General features: G+C 49.8%; 16 protein-coding genes and 7 tRNA genes. 5 read left to right on the top strand and 18 right to left on the bottom strand.

Annotated features, from left to right (window positions below):
* Positions 1 to 20: 20 nt before the first annotated feature.
* Entirely contained in the window at positions 21 to 1,547 is a 1,527-nt protein-coding gene (locus tag EQP46_RS21765; RefSeq protein WP_129495624.1) for a YifB family Mg chelatase-like AAA ATPase, read from the bottom strand.
* Positions 1,548 to 2,004: 457 nt separating this feature from the next.
* On the opposite strand from EQP46_RS21765, the gene ilvG reads away from it, so the two are divergent.
* The 5 genes from ilvG to ilvA are packed head-to-tail and all read left to right on the top strand — an operon-like array spanning position 2,005 to position 8,281.
* Complete coding sequence (gene ilvG / locus EQP46_RS21760) at positions 2,005 to 3,651, top strand: acetolactate synthase 2 catalytic subunit (RefSeq protein WP_129495623.1); 1,647 nt, start codon at positions 2,005 to 2,007, stop codon at positions 3,649 to 3,651.
* Positions 3,648 to 3,890: an acetolactate synthase 2 small subunit gene (gene ilvM / locus EQP46_RS21755; protein ID WP_017012295.1), complete on the top strand. Its 243-nt coding sequence runs from the start codon at positions 3,648 to 3,650 to the stop codon at positions 3,888 to 3,890. The genes ilvG and ilvM overlap by 4 nt, the downstream gene beginning before the upstream one ends.
* Before the next feature lie 30 nt (positions 3,891 to 3,920).
* On the top strand, positions 3,921 to 4,856 hold the full coding sequence (locus tag EQP46_RS21750; protein WP_129495622.1) for a branched-chain amino acid transaminase: 936 nt from the start codon (positions 3,921 to 3,923) through the stop codon (positions 4,854 to 4,856).
* A gap of 21 nt (positions 4,857 to 4,877) precedes the next feature.
* Positions 4,878 to 6,719: a dihydroxy-acid dehydratase gene (ilvD, locus tag EQP46_RS21745; protein WP_129495621.1), complete on the top strand. Its 1,842-nt coding sequence runs from the start codon at positions 4,878 to 4,880 to the stop codon at positions 6,717 to 6,719.
* A 2-nt stretch (positions 6,720 to 6,721) separates the two neighbouring features.
* Positions 6,722 to 8,281, top strand: a complete 1,560-nt coding sequence (gene ilvA, locus EQP46_RS21740) for a threonine ammonia-lyase, biosynthetic (protein WP_129495620.1) — start codon at positions 6,722 to 6,724, stop codon at positions 8,279 to 8,281.
* Between the two features lie 49 nt (positions 8,282 to 8,330).
* Here the strand turns inward: ilvA and EQP46_RS21735 are convergent, their stop codons facing one another.
* The 17 genes from EQP46_RS21735 to atpH form a co-directional block, all read right to left on the bottom strand.
* A complete protein-coding gene (locus EQP46_RS21735; RefSeq protein WP_017012299.1) occupies positions 8,331 to 8,702 on the bottom strand; it encodes a helix-turn-helix domain-containing protein in 372 nt (123 codons plus the stop codon).
* Positions 8,703 to 8,932: 230 nt separating this feature from the next.
* A complete protein-coding gene (locus tag EQP46_RS21730) occupies positions 8,933 to 9,304 on the bottom strand; it encodes a helix-turn-helix transcriptional regulator (RefSeq protein ID WP_017012300.1) in 372 nt (123 codons plus the stop codon).
* Between the two features lie 337 nt (positions 9,305 to 9,641).
* Entirely contained in the window at positions 9,642 to 11,477 is a 1,836-nt protein-coding gene (gene glmS / locus EQP46_RS21725; RefSeq protein WP_129495619.1) for a glutamine--fructose-6-phosphate transaminase (isomerizing), read from the bottom strand.
* Between the two features lie 15 nt (positions 11,478 to 11,492).
* On the bottom strand, positions 11,493 to 12,257 hold the full coding sequence (locus EQP46_RS21720; protein ID WP_129495618.1) for a DeoR/GlpR family DNA-binding transcription regulator: 765 nt from the start codon (positions 12,255 to 12,257) through the stop codon (positions 11,493 to 11,495).
* A 199-nt stretch (positions 12,258 to 12,456) separates the two neighbouring features.
* Positions 12,457 to 12,541 (bottom strand) — tRNA-Leu (locus tag EQP46_RS21715).
* Between the two features lie 38 nt (positions 12,542 to 12,579).
* Positions 12,580 to 12,666: transfer RNA gene (locus EQP46_RS21710), tRNA-Leu, on the bottom strand.
* Between the two features lie 85 nt (positions 12,667 to 12,751).
* Positions 12,752 to 12,828 (bottom strand) — tRNA-Met (locus tag EQP46_RS21705).
* Positions 12,829 to 12,839: 11 nt separating this feature from the next.
* Positions 12,840 to 12,914: transfer RNA gene (locus EQP46_RS21700), tRNA-Gln, on the bottom strand.
* Between the two features lie 35 nt (positions 12,915 to 12,949).
* A tRNA-Leu gene (locus EQP46_RS21695) sits at positions 12,950 to 13,034 on the bottom strand.
* 39 nt (positions 13,035 to 13,073) lie between these two features.
* Positions 13,074 to 13,150 (bottom strand) — tRNA-Arg (locus tag EQP46_RS21690).
* A gap of 5 nt (positions 13,151 to 13,155) precedes the next feature.
* Positions 13,156 to 13,230: transfer RNA gene (locus EQP46_RS21685), tRNA-Gln, on the bottom strand.
* Positions 13,231 to 13,355: 125 nt separating this feature from the next.
* The gene (glmU, locus tag EQP46_RS21680) at positions 13,356 to 14,717 is read right to left on the bottom strand and encodes a bifunctional UDP-N-acetylglucosamine diphosphorylase/glucosamine-1-phosphate N-acetyltransferase GlmU (RefSeq protein WP_129495617.1); all 1,362 of its coding nucleotides are present in this window, start codon (positions 14,715 to 14,717) and stop codon (positions 13,356 to 13,358) included.
* 212 nt (positions 14,718 to 14,929) lie between these two features.
* Entirely contained in the window at positions 14,930 to 15,352 is a 423-nt protein-coding gene (locus EQP46_RS21675; protein WP_129495616.1) for a F0F1 ATP synthase subunit epsilon, read from the bottom strand.
* An 18-nt stretch (positions 15,353 to 15,370) separates the two neighbouring features.
* Positions 15,371 to 16,774: a F0F1 ATP synthase subunit beta gene (gene atpD, locus EQP46_RS21670; RefSeq protein WP_129495615.1), complete on the bottom strand. Its 1,404-nt coding sequence runs from the start codon at positions 16,772 to 16,774 to the stop codon at positions 15,371 to 15,373.
* 35 nt (positions 16,775 to 16,809) lie between these two features.
* Entirely contained in the window at positions 16,810 to 17,676 is an 867-nt protein-coding gene (gene atpG, locus EQP46_RS21665) for a F0F1 ATP synthase subunit gamma (RefSeq protein WP_129495614.1), read from the bottom strand.
* 46 nt (positions 17,677 to 17,722) lie between these two features.
* On the bottom strand, positions 17,723 to 19,264 hold the full coding sequence (gene atpA, locus EQP46_RS21660; RefSeq protein WP_129495613.1) for a F0F1 ATP synthase subunit alpha: 1,542 nt from the start codon (positions 19,262 to 19,264) through the stop codon (positions 17,723 to 17,725).
* A 16-nt stretch (positions 19,265 to 19,280) separates the two neighbouring features.
* Positions 19,281 to 19,814: a F0F1 ATP synthase subunit delta gene (atpH, locus tag EQP46_RS21655; RefSeq protein WP_129495612.1), complete on the bottom strand. Its 534-nt coding sequence runs from the start codon at positions 19,812 to 19,814 to the stop codon at positions 19,281 to 19,283.
* Position 19,815 lies beyond the last annotated feature (1 nt).

Genomic DNA, 19,815 nt, shown 5'->3' with positions numbered 1-19,815 from the left:
CATAAGCACCCACTTCACCGCTAACTCGCCAAGGCGGTAAGTTGTTTCAATAACCTATCCATCGAACGATAGCCCAAAGCTTCAGCAAGGTGTCCGCGCTGTATATTGGGCTCCCCCGCTAAATCCGCGATGGTTCGCGCCACTTTAATGATGCGGTGATACGCACGAATCGACAGCCCTAAACGGTGCAACGCTGTCTCTAGAAAATCCGCGTCTTCTTTTGCCAGCGGGCAATAGGTTTCAATCTCTCGGCTTGAAAGCAGACAGTTAGGCTTGCCTGCTCTGGCTAACATCACGGCACGCGCATTTTCCACTCGCGCTTTCACGACCTCCGTCGTTTCACCGCGATCGCCCCCTTCAGCTAATGTACCCCGTGGCAGCGCAGGGATTTCAATCGACAAATCAAAGCGATCTAAAAACGGCCCTGAAAGACGGTTTAAGTACTTCAAGGTTGCCTGCGGGTTAGAGCGAGAGAGTTTGCCTTCATAATGGCCTGTGGGGCTGGGATTAAGCGCACCAATCAATTGAAAACGGGCGGGAAAGCAGGTTTTGCTGTTTGCTCGGGAAATAACAATTTCCCCTGACTCCAAGGGCTCTCGAAGTGAATCGAGTACCTTACGCTCAAACTCGGGCATCTCATCAAGAAACAGTAAGCCGTTGTGGGCGAGGGATATTTCACCTGGCTTTGGGGTTGTACCACCGCCAACAAGGGCGGGCATTGAACTCGAGTGATGAGGGGTTCGAAAGGGGCGCTTTTTCCAATTCCCTTCGTGTAGCGGTCGTTCCGTCAACGACGTGATCGCCGCCGTTTCTAATGCCTCTGCATCACTCATGGGCGGCAGCAAATCTGCCATGCGTGATGCCAACATGGTCTTGCCTGTGCCTGGCGGGCCAAGAAACAGCAAATTGTGCGACCCCGCAGCAGCAATTTCCAACGCCCGCTTTCCTTGCTGCTGACCAATGATGTCTTGCATGCAGCGAGAATTGGTGACGTGCTCAACATCGGTGTTTTCGGGCTCTTTGAGCATCAATGCCCCCTGCCCGCTCAAATGACGGCACACTGACATCAAATCTGGCGCGGACACATGAATATCTCGCCCCACCAGCGCCACCTGCCCACCATTATCATCAGGTACAACAAGGCTTCTGTTTGCATCAATACTGGCGACAGCCGCAGGCAATGCGCCTTTCACCGAGCGAAGTTGACCCGACAGCGCTAATTCACCCACAAATTCATGGCCGTTCAATTTTGTCATCGGGATTTGAGAGGACGCCGCGAGAATGCCAAGCGCAATCGGTAAATCAAAACGCCCCCCTTCTTTAGGCAAATCCGCAGGGGCGAGATTGACGGTGATCCGTCTCGCAGGGAATTCGAAACCCGAATTCACGATGGCGCTACGCACACGATCGCGGGCTTCTTTTACGGTGGTTTCTGCTAGGCCAACAAGACTAAATCCGGGCAGTCCGTTGCTGATATGTACTTCAACAGTAACAAGTGGTGCACTGACGCCGACACACGCTCGGCTTTGAATAATCGCAAGACTCATAAGGTTAAATGCTTAATTAGTTATTTATCATAAAGTTAAATGCATAAACCAATAGTATTGCTGCATTACAACGCGAAAATCCTGAAAACCGCTCACTTTTTACTTGTCATGCGACGAACGTCTGTGATACCACTAAGGGCAGACAACAAGTATGCAAACAAACGTTGACATAAACGATCACCACCTAACATTTGGTGGTTAACGTAAGAGAAAAAATGAATTTATCAACTCGCGCCCTCGTCATTATTATTTCAATTATCGTGGTGGTACTACCGCGAGGGGCAGCGACGTTTAGAAAGTAACAACAACATCGCAACCAGCCCCCGCATCGAAAGGTTCGGGGGCTTTTTAACATTGGAAGTCCGGTTGTAAACGCAGAAGGAAAACGCGGTATGGAAACACCACAGGAAGCAGAGCAGCAGCTTTTCTCTCCAATGCCGACAGGGAGGAAGCAAGGATGACAGGTGCACAATTAGTTGTCAGCGCATTGCGCGAGCAAGGCGTTGAAACCATTTTCGGGTACCCAGGTGGGGCGATCATGCCCGTCTATGATGCCCTGTATGATGGCGGTGTCGACCATGTCCTATGTCGACACGAACAAGGTGCCGCTATGGCTGCCATCGGGTATGCACGTTCGACTGGCGGTGTAGGCGTTTGTCTTGCAACCTCCGGCCCTGGTGCAACCAACCTGATCACGGGCCTTGCAGATGCCATGATGGACTCTGTGCCCATCGTCGCCATCACAGGCCAAGTCGCCAGCCCCCTTATCGGTACCGATGCGTTTCAAGAAGTCGACGTGCTCGGCCTTTCCCTTGCGTGTACCAAACACAGCTTTCTGGTGACTGACCAACGTGATTTAGCCAAAACCCTTGCAGAAGCTTTCGTGGTAGCGAAAGAAGGCCGTCCGGGCCCAGTGCTGGTGGATATCGCAAAAGATGTCCAACTCAGTCAGATTGACGAAACAGTCGCGCCGACGACGACGCTACCCTCCCCGCCAGAGGTGTCCATCACATCACTGCAAGAAGCCAACACACTGATTGCAGCAAGCAAACAGCCTATCGTGTATGTCGGTGGCGGTGTTCAATTGGCACACGCGACAGACACCTTGCGCCAATTCCTTAATCACAGCCAAATTCCGGCGACCTGCACCCTAAAAGGTCTAGGGTCGGTCCATCGCGATTATCCGTACTACTTGGGTATGTTGGGCATGCACGGCACAAAAGCGGCCAACCTTGCAGTTCAACAATCCGATCTACTGATCGCGATTGGCGCGCGCTTTGATGACCGCGTGACAGGTAAACTCGATACTTTCGCCCCGAATGCGACCGTGGTTCATATCGATATTGATGCCGCAGAGTTTAATAAACTGCGCCGCGCCAATGTACCTCTTCGCGGTGAGCTGAATGCCATCTTGCCCCAGCTAGGCGAGCCAGCAGATATCTCTGAGTGGCAGCAAAACATCAACACCATGATGAACGACTTCGGCTGGCGCTATGATCACCCGGGCGACGCCATCTATGCACCGCTGCTGTTAAAGCAACTTTCAGACATGATGCCAGATTCAACCGTGGTCGCGACCGATGTCGGCCAACACCAAATGTGGGTGGCACAACACGTCGCCCCTCGTCGTCCTGAAAACCTGCTGACATCTGCGGGCTTGGGGACGATGGGATTTGGCTTACCCGCCGCCATGGGGGCAAAAATGGCAAGGCCTGAAGATGAGGTTGTATTAGTTTCGGGAGATGGTTCATTTATGATGAACGTTCAGGAGCTAGGAACTTTAAAACGACGTAATATACCCGTCAAAATGGTGCTATTGGATAATCAGCGCCTAGGGATGGTTCGTCAGTGGCAGGAGCTATTTTTCGACAAACGCTTCAGCGAAACCAATTTGTCTGACAACCCGGATTTTGTCACGCTCGCAAGCGCATTTAATATTCCCGGCAAGACCATCACCTGTAAAGAAGAGGTCATCCCTGCCCTGCAAGAGATGATGGCCAGTGACACAGCCTACCTGCTGCATGTTGCTATCTCAGAGGAAGAGAACGTATGGCCGCTGGTTCCACCCGGCGCCGCCAACCAGGATATGTTGGAGAGAACATGAGCCAATCACATACCCTACTTATTGAAGCGGACGATAAGCCTGAATTGTTGGAGCGATTGCTTCGCATCGTGCGTCACCGTGGCTTTCGCCTCACCCGCTTAGACATGCATCATACTGACAGTAATGATGTGGTTGAAATTACCTTGAAGGTGGAGAGCACGCGACCTGTTGCCAACCTTCACAGCCAATTAGACAAATTATGGGATGTCTCACACGTACGTCTGCTCCCGCAAGAATAACAGTAGTGCGTTACTAAAAAGGATGAATACATGGCAAACACAGCGGATTATATTTGGTCTAACGGTGAACTCATTCCTTGGCAAGATGCCACGGTTCACGTTCTGACTCACGCGATGCATTATGGGACATCGGTGTTCGAAGGCATTCGTTGCTACGACACGCCGAACGGCCCTATCGTTTTCCGCCATCGTGAGCACATGCAACGTCTGAAAGACAGTGCAAAAATCTACCGTTTCCCGATCCCATACAGCGTCGATGAGCTGATGGAAGCCTGTCGTGAAACCCTTCGCGCCAACAAACTCAACTCGGCTTACATTCGCCCGTTGGGTTTTGTCGGTAACGTCGGTTTGGGCGTTTGCCCACCACCAGAAACCAAAATGGACCTCATCATTGCCGCTTTCGGCTGGGGTTCATACCTCGGTGAAGAAGCGCTGGCAAACGGCGTGGATGCGATGATTTCAAGCTGGAACCGCGCTGCACCAAACACCATTCCAACCGCAGCTAAAGCAGGTGGTAACTACCTTTCTAGCTTGCTCGTCGGTGGTGAAGCTCGCCGCCATGGCTATGCTGAAGGTATTGCATTGAGCGTGGATGGTTACCTCTCAGAAGGTGCTGGCGAAAACTTGTTTGTGGTGAAAAACGGTGTGATATCAACACCACCTGCCACCAGCGCAATTTTGCCGGGCATCACGCGTGACTCCATCATGATCCTTGCTCGTGACATGGGTTATGAAGTGCGCGAAGAAAACATCGCACGAGAAGCGCTGTACCTCGCGGATGAAGTCTTCATGACAGGTACCGCCGCAGAAATCGTGCCGGTTCGCAGCGTTGACCAAATCACCGTCGGTGAAGGCGCGCGCGGCCCAATCACAGAAAAAGTGCAATCCGCATTCTTTGGCCTGTTTAACGGCCAAACAGAAGATAAGTGGGGATGGCTCGATCCGGTCTCTCCGGAAGCCAAATAAGCAGTAAAAGAGGACAAGGAAATGCCTAAGTATCGTTCAGCCACTACCACTCACGGCCGTAACATGGCCGGCGCACGCGCCCTTTGGCGTGCCACTGGCGTGAAAGATGAAGATTTCGGAAAACCCATCATTGCCGTAGTGAACTCTTTTACCCAGTTCGTACCGGGACACGTTCACTTAAAAGACATGGGCCAACTGGTTGCTCGTGAGATTGAAGAAGCTGGCGGTATCGCCAAAGAATTCAATACCATCGCCGTGGATGACGGCATCGCAATGGGTCACGGCGGCATGCTTTACAGCTTGCCATCACGTGAACTGATCGCCGACTCCGTCGAATACATGGTGAATGCACACTGTGCAGATGCCATGGTCTGTATCTCTAACTGTGACAAAATCACCCCTGGGATGCTGATGGCTGCGATGCGCATCAACATCCCAGTGATCTTTGTTTCAGGCGGCCCAATGGAAGCCGGTAAAACCAAGCTTTCTGATCAGATCCTAAAGCTGGATTTGGTGGATGCCATGATCCAAGGTGCCGATCCAAAAGTGTCGGACGAGCAAAGTGAGCAGATTGAACGTTCAGCCTGCCCAACCTGTGGCTCATGTTCAGGCATGTTCACCGCCAACTCAATGAACTGTTTGACCGAAGCGCTGGGCCTTAGCCAGCCAGGTAACGGCTCTATGCTGGCAACACACGCCGATCGCGAGCAATTGTTCCTGAAAGCAGGCCAACGTATCGTTGATTTGACCAAGCGTTACTACCAGCAAGATGACGAATCCGTCCTTCCACGTAACATTGCGAGCCGCGCAGCTTTTGAAAACGCCATGGCGCTAGATATCGCCATGGGCGGTTCGAGCAATACAGTGCTTCACCTACTCGCCGCGGCGCAAGAAGGTGAAATCGAGTTTGATATGGCCGATATCGACCGTATGTCTCGTCGTGTTCCTCACCTTTGTAAAGTGGCGCCATCTACCCAGCAATATCACATGGAAGACGTTCACCGTGCTGGTGGCGTGATCGGTATTTTGGGTGAGCTTGCCCGTGCAGATCTTCTCAACACAGACGTACCAAATGTGTTGGGACAAACGCTGGCAGAGACCATCGCACAATACGACATCACAGTGACCGAAGATGAAGAAGTTAAAACCTTCTTCCGTGCAGGCCCTGCGGGTATTCGCACCACAAAAGCCTTTTCTCAAGATTGTCGCTGGGACACCGTTGATGATGACCGCGTAAATGGGTGTATTCGTACCCGTGAAAACGCGTTTAGCCAAGAAGGTGGCCTTGCCGTGCTTAGCGGTAACATTGCTGTCGACGGATGTATTGTTAAAACCGCAGGCGTAGACGAAGAGAACCTAGTGTTCCGAGGCCCTGCACATGTCTTTGAAGCGCAAGAAGATGCCGTTAACGGTATTTTGTCTGGCGCAGTAAAAGCAGGTGAAGTGGTTGTTATCCGCTACGAAGGCCCGAAAGGCGGTCCGGGAATGCAAGAAATGCTTTACCCAACCACGTACTTGAAGTCGATGGGCTTAGGGAAAGCGTGTGCGCTGATCACTGATGGTCGCTTCTCTGGCGGTACCAGTGGTTTGTCTATCGGTCACGTTTCTCCAGAAGCGGCGAGCGGCGGCACAATCGGTTTGGTGAAGCAAGGCGACATCATCGCAATTGATATCCCTAATCGCTCTATTGTGCTGGAAGTGGATGATGCTGAGCTGGCGACACGTCGTGCTGAAGCAGATGCACGTGGCTGGAAACCAGTATCTCGTGAACGTGTTGTGTCTTTGGCATTGAAAGCCTACGCAAGCCTCGCAACCAGTGCTGACAAAGGTGCTGTTCGCGATAAAAGCAAACTGGAGGGGTAATCATGACGCAGGCCCACCAACAGACTCAAGACGTTGCACCGCTCAGTAATGCCGATTACCTGCGCGATATTTTACGCGCACCTGTGTATGAAGTGGCGATTGTCAGTCCTTTGCAGGACATGCCGCGAATTTCCCAGCGATTGGGTAATACGATTCAACTGAAGCGTGAAGACCGCCAACCGGTGCATTCGTTTAAGTTGCGTGGCGCTTACAACATGATGGCTCAACTGACCGACACGCAGAAAAAAGCCGGTGTTATTGCCGCTTCTGCGGGAAATCACGCTCAGGGTGTTGCAATGTCTAGCAGCAAACTGGGCGTGAAAGCCACGATCGTGATGCCAAGAACCACCCCTGACATCAAAGTCGCCGCTGTGCGAAGCTTTGGTGGCAATGTGGTGCTGCATGGCAATAACTTTGATGAAGCCAAAGCCAAGGCCGTAGAACTTGCTGAAGCACATGGCTACACCTTTGTTCCGCCGTTTGATCACCCGTCTATCATTGCGGGGCAAGGCACCATCGGCATGGAAATGCTGCAGCAAAATGGTCACCTTGATTACATCTTCTTGCCCGTTGGCGGCGGCGGCATCGCGGCAGGTGTTGCTGTCATCATCAAACAGCTCATGCCCCACGTAAAACTCATTGCTGTGGAAGCAGAAGACTCAGCCTGTTTGAAAGCTGCGCTCGACGCGGGAGAACCCGTTACTTTGGAGAATGTCGGTACCTTTGCAGATGGTGTCGCTGTTAAGCGCATTGGTGATGAATCCTTCCGTGTTTGCCAAGAACACCTTGATGACATCATTACTGTGTCTAGCGACGAGATTTGTGCAGCGGTGAAAGACATATTCGAAGACACACGTGCCATCTCAGAGCCTGCGGGTGCATTGTCGCTGGCTGGCCTGAAGCGTTATGTCGAGCAGCACCAGCTTAACGATAAAAACCTTGCCGCTATCCTGTCTGGCGCGAATACAAACTTCCACAGTTTGCGCTATGTCTCTGAACGTGCGGAGTTGGGCGAGAAGCGTGAAGGTTTGCTTGCGGTGACGATCCCAGAACGTACTGGCGCATTTTTGGATTTTTGCAAAGTGCTAGGCGGCCGCGCGGTGACCGAGTTTAACTATCGCCATAGCGATGACGCAGAAGCGAACATCTTTGTCGGTGTGCGTTTGCTTAATGGCCAAGAAGAGCTTGATAGCATCATTGCTGATTTACGCGAAGGTGGATATGCGGTCGAAGATTTATCCGACGACGAAATGGCCAAGGTTCACGTACGCTACATGATTGGCGGACGACCAACCAAAGCCATGAAGGAACGTTTGTACAGCTTCGAGTTTCCAGAGTACCCCGGTGCCTTGCTGCGTTTTCTCAACACATTGGGCACACATTGGAACATCAGCATCTTTAACTACCGTAACCACGGTGCCGACTATGGACGCGTACTGTGTGGTTTCGAACTTGAAGAAGCGGACCTGCTGTCATTTACCACTCATCTGCGTGAGCTTGGGTATTCGTGGAAAGATGAAACGGAAAATCCGTCCTATCGATTCTTCCTCGCGAAGCAATAAGGACAGAAACAGAAATAAAAAAACCGGCGTCAGCCGGTTTTTTTTCACGTTATTCATTGTTTGGTGACGAGCCGATATCAACCATGTACGCCGCCAACAATAAAGCTTGCTCCATCACGAGGTGACGCGCGGACAGAGGTAATTTGTTAAACAACATTAATAATGTGTTTAACTCATCTCTGTGCGTAAACGCGATATCACTGCGTGTACTTTCACCGTATAACAACCAATTTAATGGTCGGCCAGTAACGTCAGCAATTACCGCAAGCGACGATATTTTTGGCTCAGTCTTTCCCGACTCGATATCCAAATACGTCTGACGTGCAACATCAAGATGTTGCGCCATTTCTACTTGCGTAATTTCGCGATATTCGCGCGCTTCTCGAATGCGCTGCGCAACGTGAGCTTTGACAATCAACATCACTTCTTGCCCCACAACTCGACGCTAAAGCGTTGTAGCGAAATTGCCACACCACCGTAAAGCGCTTAACAGCTAGATCCTGCATTATGCACAGCGGCGTTGGCTTCACATGTAAAGCGTCATTGAATTGTGAATCTAGGCCGTTGTTGCCTAAGCCAGATGACAAGCAAATAGTGCAATACCTATTTTGGCAGGCAAGGTCTGACCTAGCCTGCCGCGTAAGTAAGTGCTCAACCTCTTTGGGCTGATTTAGAGTAGTTAACTAAAAAAGATGCCATGTTTACGCTTTGATTTAGGATGGCTGTACGTGCCTCGTGAGGCAGTTTTGAGAAGTGTTCAAGCAGACGATTTACATCTTGCTTATATTGAACATCGTGCAGTTCTACATCTGCATCACCGTAAACAAACCAAACCAATGGGCGTTCTGTGATTTCTGCAATCTCAGACAGCATTCGAACGCGAGGTTCGGTTTTACCGGTTTCGATGTCTAAATACGTTTGGCGCGCTACTTCGAGTAGTTTTGCCATTTTTACCTGAGTGATACCTTTCCACTCACGTGCTTCTTTGATGCGTTTCGCTACTTGTGATTTTGAGTCAATCATACTTCACCTTCACTCCCTACGACGTGCAGCTCGTTTTTAATTTTTGCTGCTTTATCGACAATATGCACAATACGCGCCAACTATTTAGACAAGGCTTTAATTAATTAAAATCATATAGTTACGGATACAGAATGGTGTTGTGTTTATCTTTCTAGGCGTGATGTCTTGTTATCACTGCGAAATGATTTGCAAAATGCAAATATCAGCCAATATTTCGAAGTTGCAAATAGCAAAGAGCAAATTTCGTGTCTTATTTACGATACAAAAAAGGCGCTCCAAGCGCCTTTCAATGTATTTAACGAGCGGTAGATCTACATCTATACAATTGAAATATAAATTATTCTACCGTTACTGCTTTCGCGAGGTTACGTGGCTGGTCGACATCCGTACCTTTGATAAGGGCAACGTGATACGAAAGAAGCTGCATGGGCACCGTGTAGAAAATCGGCGCACTGACTTCATCAACATGTGGCATAGCAATGATCGTCATCCCTTCGCTTTCCTGGAATCCTGCCGATTCATCTGCAAACACATACAACTGACCACCACGTGCGCGCACTTCTTCGATGTTCGACTTAAGCTTCTCGAGCAGTTCATTGTTTGGTGCAATCACAATGACAGGCATATCCGCATCAATAAGCGCCAGAGGACCGTGCTTGAGCTCGCCAGCGGCATACGCTTCAGCATGGATGTAAGAAATCTCTTTGAGCTTTAGCGACGCTTCCATGGCGATAGGGTAAAACTCACCACGGCCAAGGAATAAGGCGTGATGCTTATCAGCAAACCCTTCGGCAAGCGCCTCAATCTGCTTATCAAACGTGAGTGCTTTTTCAATATTCGCCGGCAAGCGGTGCAACGCTTTTACGATCTCCGCTTCTTTCTCTGCACTCACCGTGCCTTTTTGCTTACCAAGCGCCGTCACCATCATCAGAAGAGATGTTAGCTGTGTCGTGAAGGCTTTGGTGGATGCCACACCAATTTCGGTTCCAGCACGCGTCATGATCGCAATATCAGATTCACGCACCAAGGATGAGCCCGCCACATTACACACTGTCATGGCAGCCATAAAGCCGCGCTCTTTCGCCAAACGCAATGCTGCCAGCGTATCCGCGGTTTCGCCCGACTGTGACAAGGTGATAAGCACACTGTTTGGACGTGTGACAAAGTTGCGGTAACGGAATTCAGATGCAATTTCGACATCACAGCTCACACCTGCAATTGATTCAAACCAGTAGCGCGCCACCATACCAGCGTTATAGGACGTACCACAGGCAATGATTTGGATATGCTCTGCTTTTTGCAAAATATCCTTTGCGCCATGGCCCAATGCGTCCACCAGCACGGTTTCAGCGTCGATTCGCCCTTCAAGTGTGTTGATGATTGCTGAAGGCTGTTCAAAGGTTTCTTTTTGCATGTAGTGGCGGTATTGACCTTTGTCCGCCGCATCATGCTCTGCGGTTGATTCATGAACAGTGCGCTCTACCGCATTGCCATCAACATCAAAAATGTCCACATTGCGGCGGGTAATTTCTGCAACATCGCCTTCTTCAAGGAACAAGAAACGACGCGTCACGTTTAACAGCGCTAACTGATCAGAAGCCAGGAAGTTCTCGCCGATCCCCAAACCGATCACCAATGGGCTTCCAGAACGCGCAGCGATCAGTCTTTCAGGATCTCGGCGATCCATCGCTACCGCGCCGTAAGCACCTTCAAGTTGTGAGACGGTGCGTTTGAATGCGTCAAGCAGCGAACCGCCTTGCTCAAGCTCCCAGTGCACAAGGTGTGCGATCACCTCAGTATCGGTCTGAGAGGTGAAAACATAGCCTCGACCAATAAGCAACTCTCTCAGTGGCTCGTGGTTTTCGATAATGCCGTTATGAACCACGGCAATGTTTTCACCCGACATGTGTGGGTGAGCATTTGCTTCACTTGGTTCGCCATGTGTAGCCCAGCGGGTGTGCGCAATCCCTGTACCACCCGCAATCGGCTGTTCGTCGAGCGCATCAGACAACATTTTTACTTTGCCCAATCGGCGTAAGCGGCTCAGTTGAGCGTCGGTGTCTACCACCGCTAACCCAGCGGAGTCATACCCGCGATACTCCAATCGACGTAATCCTTCTACCAGAATTTCCGCCACATCCCTTTGCGCCACCGCGCCAACTATTCCACACATAGCAAATCCCCGTAATCAATCAGGGGCGCAGATAACCTCTGTGCCCGTCTTTTCAATGGCCAGTTTTGTGGTACTGTCGATGTTGTTATCTGTAATCACGGTTGTGATAACTTGCCAAGGCAACTCCAGATTGGGGATTTTCCGTCCAATCTTTTCTGATTCGATCATCACGACAATTTCTCTGGAAACCTCAGCCATTACCTGGCTAAGCCCTACGAGTTCATTAAACGTCGTGGTGCCTCGAATGACATCTAAACCGTCAGCACCGATAAACAGTTGGTCAAAGTCATATGCGCGCAGCGCTTGTTCCGCCATTTGCCCCTGAAACGCTTCAGAGTGCGGGTCCCATGTCCCCCCCGTCATCAACAAGGTTGGTTCGTTCTCCAATTCTTTGATTGCTTGAGCAACACTCAAAGAATTTGTCATGACAACCAAGCCACGTTTTTGATTCAGAAGGGGAATTAACGCTGCCGTTGTTGAACCGCTATCCACCACAATACGATTATGGTCTCGAATACGGCTCGCCGCCATTTTCGCTATCGATAACTTTTGTTCCGAAACTTTAACTGCATTATCCGAAACCATTTCGTGCGGTACAGGTACAGCGCCCCCATAGCGACGAAGCAATATTCCGTTTTTCTCAAGCTCAGCAAGGTCTTTACGGATAGTAACTTCTGATGTTTCAAATAAGCCCGAGAGTTCATCTACGCTGACTTTTCCTTTCTCACTCAACATTGCCACGATAGCGTGACGCCGTTGTTGAGTATTACGTTTCGACATGTAACCACCAAACTTTCGTTTCGAAAGATAATATTCACTTTAACCTAAAGATCAAGAATCAAATGCGAGAAAACTCACAGCAATTTTGTTAAAGCGTGAAGATAGACATTATACAAGGGACTGGAATAACAGGGAGATTGAACATGAAGGGCAAAATATAGACGAAAAAAAGCAGGCTAATCAGCCTGCTTTTTTTATATGGTGCGGAAGGAGAGACTTGAACTCTCACACCTTGCGGCGCCAGAACCTAAATCTGGTGCGTCTACCAATTTCGCCACTTCCGCGTATTTCTTTTGTCTATCCCTTGAAGGGAAAGTAAATCTGGTGCGGAGGGAGGGACTTGAACCCTCACATCCGTTAGGACACTAGCACCTGAAGCTAGCGCGTCTACCAATTCCGCCACCACCGCATGTTTTGCTCAGACTCTGAGTTTGTCACTCTAGACACTTGGTAGTGCGTCAGTCTGTTTGAAAGCCAAAGACTTTCGGAATAAATGGTGGCTACGACGGGATTCGAACCTGTGACCCCATCATTATGAGTGATGTGCTCTAACCAACTGAGCTACGTAGCCAAACCAAAATATGGCTGGGGTACCTGGATTCGAACCAGGGAATGGCGGCATCAAAAGCCGCTGCCTTACCGCTTGGCGATACCCCAACAGCAATCACGCGATAAGCATGATCCTTTAAATATGGTGCGGAAGGAGAGACTTGAACTCTCACACCTTGCGGCGCCAGAACCTAAATCTGGTGCGTCTACCAATTTCGCCACTTCCGCATTTTGTCTCTATCATCTAAACCCCTGGAAGGGAGAAGATGGCGCGTCCGGGAGGATTCGAACCTCCGACCGCCTGGTTCGTAGCCAGGTACTCTATCCAGCTGAGCTACGGACGCGTTGTTGGCTGGGGTACCTGGATTCGAACCAGGGAATGGCGGCATCAAAAGCCGCTGCCTTACCGCTTGGCGATACCCCAACAGAGGCGCGTATAATATTGCGGATTCAGAGGGGCGTCAACCCCCTATTTTTCGTTTGATGGCGATTTAATCGCTTCAATAAAAAAACACCGCTTTTGCGGTGTTTTTTTATGCATAACAAGTGTTATTTCTTCTTAACGGGGCGGTTCCAACCGTCAAACGCACGCGCTTTGGCGCGAGTGATCACAAGCTGTCCTTCCGCTACATCACTGGTTAGCGTTGTGCCCGCACCGATTGTCGCCCCTTTCTTCACAGTAACTGGCGCGACAAGCTGAGTATCAGACCCGACAAAGACATCGTCTTCAATGATGGTTTTGTGTTTATTCGCACCATCGTAGTTACAGGTAATCGCACCCGCACCGATATTCACACGATCACCAATCTCAGCATCACCAAGGTATGTCAGGTGATTTGCTTTCGACCCTTTACCTAGACGGGCATTTTTCACTTCGACGAAGTTGCCTACGTGAGAGTCACCCACCAGCTCCGCACCAGGGCGTAAACGTGTAAATGGACCTACGGTGCAGTCTTCACCCACAGACGCTCCTTCAATCACGCTGTAAGGACGAACAACGGTGTTGTCATCGATTTCACAATCTTTCAGCACACAACCCGCACCGATAACCACGTTATCACCTAACGTCACAGTACCTTCAATCACGACGTTCACGTCGATTTCGACATCGGTACCGCATTGCAGTTGACCACGAAGATCGAAACGCGCTGGGTCACGCAGCATCACGCCGCTTTCTAACAATTTTTCCGCCTGAGCCGCTTGGAAAGCACGCTCAAGACGCGCCAATTGAATACGGTTATTAACACCTTCAACTTCAATCGCACTTTCTGGGTGTACAGCTTCAACCGCACGACCTTCATTGTGAGCAATAGCAATCACGTCTGTAAGGTAATATTCGCCCTGCGCATTTTCATTGTTAAGCGCAGACAACCAACGACGCAGGTCTCGGCCCGTTGCAACCATCACACCGGTATTGATTTCTTTGATCAGCTTTTGCTCTTGTGACGCATCTTTGTCTTCGACAATGGCCACAACAGGACCATTGCGACGAACGATACGACCGTAACCTGATGGGTCGTCAAGCACGACGGTCAAAAGCGCGATACCACCGTCAGGCTGCGCATCGAGCAAGTTCTCAATCGTTTGCTCGCTGATAAGCGGAACATCACCGTACAGCACCAAGACTTGCTCATCATCTCTGAATTCACTAGACGCCTGATCAACCGCGTGCCCAGTTCCCAGCTGCTCTGCCTGCAACACCCAATTTACAGGCTCTTGAGACAGCGCCGCTTTCATGTCATCGCCGCCATGTCCGTAGACTAAGTGAAGCTGCTGGGCACCCAATGAACAACAGGTATCGATAACGTGTTTCACCATAGGCTTGCCCGCAAGGGTATGAAGCACCTTTGGTAAATTTGAATACATACGGGTGCCTTTACCCGCGGCCAGAATGACGGCACTGAAATTCATGAGAAGAGGTATCCTTATTGCTCAGTATCAACTTCAACTATAATTGTTGTGTATTGTAGCGATTTCGATCAGGGAACGGGATTCAAATTATTAAGAATAAGAAAGATTTCCGTCACCCTGTCTCAATAAATCGACGAAGTGAGAATTTTTAGTGATAAAAAAGGCGACCTACTTGGTCGCCTTTTACTTTTGGCTGTTTATCCGGCCGGATATTAGCGCGCCTTTTTCGTCAGCTCGATAACTCGTAGCTGGGCAATCGCTTTGGCCAGGTCACTGGCCGCCTGAGCGAAGTCCATATCACCGTGCTTGTTGAGGATTCGATCCTCAGCACGTCGCTTCGCTTCTTCCGCCTTAGCTTGGTCCAAATCAACACCGCGAATCGCGGTATCAGCAAGCACAGTCACTGCGCTTGGTTGTACTTCCAACGTACCACCAGAAAGATAAATCACTTCCTCATGGCCATGTTGTTTAGTAATTCGGATCATGCCAGGCGTAATGGCGGTCAGCAGCGGGGTGTGACTTGGGAAAATACCAAGCTCACCTTCGCTACCAGTTACCTGAATAGATTCAGCACGGCCAGAAAACAATTGTTTCTCCGCACTTACTACATCCAGATGGAAGGTCATCGCTGCCATATCGCCTCCTAAAAAACCTTACAGGTTCTTCGCTTTTTCGAGGACTTCTTCGATACCACCACAGTACAGGAATGCCTGCTCTGGGATATCGTCGTACTCGCCACTCATCAGGCCTTTAAAGCCAGCGATGGTTTCTTTCAGCGAAACGTATACACCAGGTTGACCAGTGAATACTTCAGCAACGTGGTATGGCTGCGTCAAGAAACGCTCAATCTTACGTGCACGAGATACAGCAAGTTTGTCGTCTTCTGACAGTTCATCCATACCCAAGATAGCGATGATGTCTTTCAGTTCTTTGTAACGCTGCAGTACAGACTGAACGCCACGCGCAACATCATAGTGCTCTTGACCGATAACCAATGGATCTAGCTGACGAGAGGTCGAATCCAATGGGTCGATTGCTGGGTATAGACCCAAAGAAGCGATGTTACGTGAAAGTACAACTGTCGCATCCAAGTGAGCAAACGTGGTTGCTGGAGATGGGTCAGTCAAGTCATCCGCAGGGACGTAAACGGCCTGTACAGATGTGATAGAGCCACTCTTGGTAGACGTGATACGTTCTTGAAGAACACCCATCTCTTCCGCTAGCGTAGGCTGGTAACCTACCGCAGAAGGCATACGACCTAGCAGTGCTGATACTTCAGTACCTGCCAAGGTGTAACGGTAGATGTTATCGATGAACAGAAGTACGTCACGGCCTTCGTCACGGAACTTTTCAGCCATAGTTAGACCGGTCAACGCTACGCGTAGACGGTTACCTGGTGGCTCGTTCATCTGACCATAAACCATGGCTACTTTTGATTCTGCTGGGTTTTCGATGTTAACAACACCGGCTTCCTGCATTTCGAAGTAGAAGTCGTTACCCTCACGAGTACGCTCACCAACACCTGCGAATACTGATAGACCCGAGTGTTGCAGTGCGATGTTGTTGATAAGTTCCATCATGTTAACGGTCTTACCTACACCTGCACCACCGAATAGACCGATTTTACCACCCTTCGCAAATGGGCAAACCAAGTCGATTACTTTTACACCGGTTTCTAGCAGTTCAGTCGCGTTTGACTGTTCTTCATAGCTTGGTGCTGCACGGTGGATAGAGTAGCGCTCTTCTTCACCGATATCGCCACGCTCGTCGATTGAGTCACCCAGTACGTTCATGATACGACCTAGGGTTGCAGTACCTACTGGCACTTCAATCGGCTTGCCTGTGTTCTCTATTTCTAGTCCACGACGCAGACCATCAGACGAACCCATCGCGATGGTACGGACAATACCACCACCCAGCTGTTGCTGAACTTCCAGCACCAGACGCTCGCCTTCACGTTTCACGTTCAGGGCATCATATACCTGAGGTACTGATTCCTGTGGAAACTCCACGTCGACTACCGCACCGATGATCTGAACGATCTTACCTGTAGCCATCGTTATTCCTCTAAAATAGTTCGTTGGCCCTTGCCTTACACAGCCGCTGCACCGGAGACAATCTCCGAGAGCTCTTGTGTAATTGCAGTCTGACGGGCTTTGTTATACACCAGTTGCAGTTCATCAATGATGTCACCTGCATTATCTGTTGCAGCCTTCATCGCAACCATTCTCGCTGCTTGTTCGCACGCGAGGTTTTCCACCACACCTTGATAAACCTGTGATTCAACATAGCGAACCAACAAGGTATCTAGCAGTGGTTTAGGCTCAGGTTCATAAATGTAATCCCAAGCATGGCTGCGTTTCATTTCTTCGTCTTCTGACTTAGGCAAAGGCAGCAATTGATCGATCACTGGTTCTTGCGTCATGGTGTTTACAAACTTGTTGTACACCAGATACAGACGATCCAGTTGGCCGTCATCGTATTTCTTCAGCATCACACCGACCGTACCGATCAGATCTTCCAGTGATGGGTTATCACCCAAACCAGAAACTTGTGCTGAAACATTTCCGCCGTAGCTGTTAAAAAATGCCGTTGCTTTAGCACCAATAAGGGCAGTTTCAACCTCTGCACCTTTTTGAGTCCACGCTTGCATTTCAGTGATAGCACGCTTAAACACGTTAATGTTCAAACCGCCACACAGACCACGATCAGACGATACGATGATATAACCGACGCGCTTGGCTTCACGCTCTTCCAAATAAGGATGGCGATACTCTAATTTACCAAGGGCGACATGACCGATCACTTTGCGCATAGTAGTCGCGTATGGACGAGAAGATTCCATTGCGTCTTGCGAACGACGCATTTTAGAAGCTGCTACCATTTCCATCGCTTTGGTGATCTTCTGTGTGCTTTTCACACTTCCGATCTTGTTACGAATTTCTTTTGCGCCGGCCATCGTTACTCTCCGTTGTCAGAAGGCCGCATAAGCGGCCTTCTACGCATTACCAGGTTTGCGTTGCCTTGAAATCTTCAACCAACTTAGCAAGTTGCGTTTCGATTTCGCCGTTGTAATTACCCGACTCTTCAATCTGGGCAACCAACTCAGCATATTGCGCCTTAGCAAATGCAAGCAGAGCAGCTTCGAAGTCAGCCAGTTTCACCAACTCAACGTCAGTCAAATAGCCTTTTTCAGCTGCAAAAATTACCAAGCCCTGCTCAAACACAGACATTGGTGCATATTGCTTCTGCTTCATCAGCTCGGTCACTTTTTGACCATGATCCAGCTGCTTCTTCGTTGCTTCATCAAGATCTGATGAGAACTGAGCAAACGCCGCAAGTTCACGATATTGCGCCAGTGCGGTACGGATACCACCAGACAACTTCTTCATGATCTTGGTTTGTGCTGAACCACCTACACGAGATACCGAAATACCTGGGTCAACCGCTGGGCGAATACCCGCGTTGAACAGTTCGGACTGTAGGAAGATCTGACCATCGGTAATGGAGATAACGTTGGTTGGAACGAACGCAGATACGTCACCCGCTTGGGTTTCGATGATAGGCAGTGCGGTCAAAGAACCTGTTTTGCCTGTCACTTCACCGTTGGTGAATTTCTCAACGTAGTCAGCATTAACACGCGCAGCGCGTTCTAGAAGACGTGAGTGGAGATAGAAAACATCACCTGGGAATGCTTCACGACCTGGCGGACGGCGTAGCAATAGAGAAATCTGACGGTAAGCAACTGCTTGCTTAGACAAATCATCGTATACGATCAGCGCATCTTCACCACGGTCACGGAAGTACTCACCCATCGCACAACCTGCATAAGGCGCAAGGTATTGCAGTGCCGCTGCTTCAGAAGCAGATGCAACAACAACGACAGTGTTCTTCAGTGCGTCGTGCTCTTCCAGTTTACGAACCACGTTAGCAATGGTTGACGCTTTCTGGCCGATAGCAACATAGATAGAGTAGATACCAGAGTTCTTCTGGTTGATGATCGCATCGATAGCCATCGCAGTTTTACCTGTCTGGCGGTCACCGATGATCAGCTCACGCTGACCACGGCCGATTGGGATCATGGCATCAACTGCCTTGTAACCGGTCTGTACTGGTTGGTCAACAGATTGACGAGCGATAACGCCCGGTGCAATCACTTCTACAGGAGAAGTCAGTTTTGCTTCAATCGGACCTTTACCGTCGATTGGCTCACCCAAGGTGTTAACCACGCGACCCAGTAGCTCAGGACCTACTGGCACTTCAAGAATGCGACCAGTACCCGTTACTTTCATGCCTTCCTGAAGGTCGGCATATGGACCCATAACAACCGCACCTACAGAGTCGCGCTCAAGGTTAAGCGCCAACGCGAAGCGGTTGCCTGGTAGTTCAATCATTTCACCTTGCATCGCATCAGCAAGGCCATGGATACGAATGATACCGTCACTGACTGACACGATGGTACCTTCGTTGCGAGCTTCACTAACAACGTTAAAATTTTCGATACGTTGTTTGATTAGTTCGCTAATTTCCGTGGAATTAAGTTGCATGCTCCAATTCCCCAAATCAAGACTGCAATGCATCGCTCAGTCGACGGACACGGCCGCTTACTGAGTTATCAATGATCAAGTCTCCAGCTCGAATCACAACCCCGGCAACCAGGGTCTCGTCTACACTACAGTTCAGCTTCACTTTGCGCTCAAGGCGCGCTTCCAGTTTGCTGGCAATAGCATCTATTTGCGCTTGGTTAAGCGCGACAGCTGATAGGACTTCAACATCCACAAGCTTTTCAAGTTCACGGCGCAGAGCCAAAAACTGGATAGATACATCCGGCAACGCTGCAAGGCGTCCATTCTCAGCCATTACCTTAATCAGGTTCTGGCCTTGTTCATTGAGCTGTTCGCCACATACAGAAACAAAAATTTCTGTCAGCTTTTCCGCTGAATTCATACCACTGAGAAAATCTGCAATGGTTTCGTTACGGGCGACTTCAGCAGCAAAGGCAAGCATTTCAGACCATTGGTCTAACTCGCCTTTCTCTACTGCAAGATCGAAGGCTGCTTTAGCGTAGGGGCGTGCGATGGTAGTCAGTTCAGACATA

The sequence above is a fragment of the Enterovibrio baiacu genome, assembly GCF_004120195.1.
GTDB lineage: Bacteria > Pseudomonadota > Gammaproteobacteria > Enterobacterales > Vibrionaceae > Enterovibrio > Enterovibrio baiacui.
Note: the sequence above shows the minus strand (reverse complement) of the source record. Positions and strands in the feature narration are given on the sequence as shown.

Bases quoted from the DNA above. Each gene is read 5' to 3' on its own strand.
- glmS (WP_129495619.1), bottom strand. From the start codon at position 11,477: ATGTGTGGAATAGTTGGCGCGGTGGCGCAAAGGGATGTGGCGGAAATT.
- glmU (WP_129495617.1), bottom strand. From the start codon at position 14,717: ATGAATTTCAGTGCCGTCATTCTGGCCGCGGGTAAAGGCACCCGTATG.
- EQP46_RS21735 (WP_017012299.1), bottom strand. From the start codon at position 8,702: ATGTTGATTGTCAAAGCTCACGTTGCGCAGCGCATTCGAGAAGCGCGC.
- atpD (WP_129495615.1), bottom strand. From the start codon at position 16,774: ATGGCTACAGGTAAGATCGTTCAGATCATCGGTGCGGTAGTCGACGTG.
- ilvG (WP_129495623.1), top strand. From the start codon at position 2,005: ATGACAGGTGCACAATTAGTTGTCAGCGCATTGCGCGAGCAAGGCGTT.
- ilvA (WP_129495620.1), top strand. From the start codon at position 6,722: ATGACGCAGGCCCACCAACAGACTCAAGACGTTGCACCGCTCAGTAAT.
- ilvD (WP_129495621.1), top strand. From the start codon at position 4,878: ATGCCTAAGTATCGTTCAGCCACTACCACTCACGGCCGTAACATGGCC.
- EQP46_RS21750 (WP_129495622.1), top strand. From the start codon at position 3,921: ATGGCAAACACAGCGGATTATATTTGGTCTAACGGTGAACTCATTCCT.
- EQP46_RS21720 (WP_129495618.1), bottom strand. From the start codon at position 12,257: ATGTCGAAACGTAATACTCAACAACGGCGTCACGCTATCGTGGCAATG.
- EQP46_RS21675 (WP_129495616.1), bottom strand. From the start codon at position 15,352: ATGGCAGCGATGACCTTCCATCTGGATGTAGTAAGTGCGGAGAAACAA.
- EQP46_RS21765 (WP_129495624.1), bottom strand. From the start codon at position 1,547: ATGAGTCTTGCGATTATTCAAAGCCGAGCGTGTGTCGGCGTCAGTGCA.
- atpG (WP_129495614.1), bottom strand. From the start codon at position 17,676: ATGGCCGGCGCAAAAGAAATTCGTAACAAGATCGGAAGTGTGAAAAGC.
- atpH (WP_129495612.1), bottom strand. From the start codon at position 19,814: ATGTCTGAACTGACTACCATCGCACGCCCCTACGCTAAAGCAGCCTTC.
- EQP46_RS21730 (WP_017012300.1), bottom strand. From the start codon at position 9,304: ATGATTGACTCAAAATCACAAGTAGCGAAACGCATCAAAGAAGCACGT.
- ilvM (WP_017012295.1), top strand. From the start codon at position 3,648: ATGAGCCAATCACATACCCTACTTATTGAAGCGGACGATAAGCCTGAA.
- atpA (WP_129495613.1), bottom strand. From the start codon at position 19,264: ATGCAACTTAATTCCACGGAAATTAGCGAACTAATCAAACAACGTATC.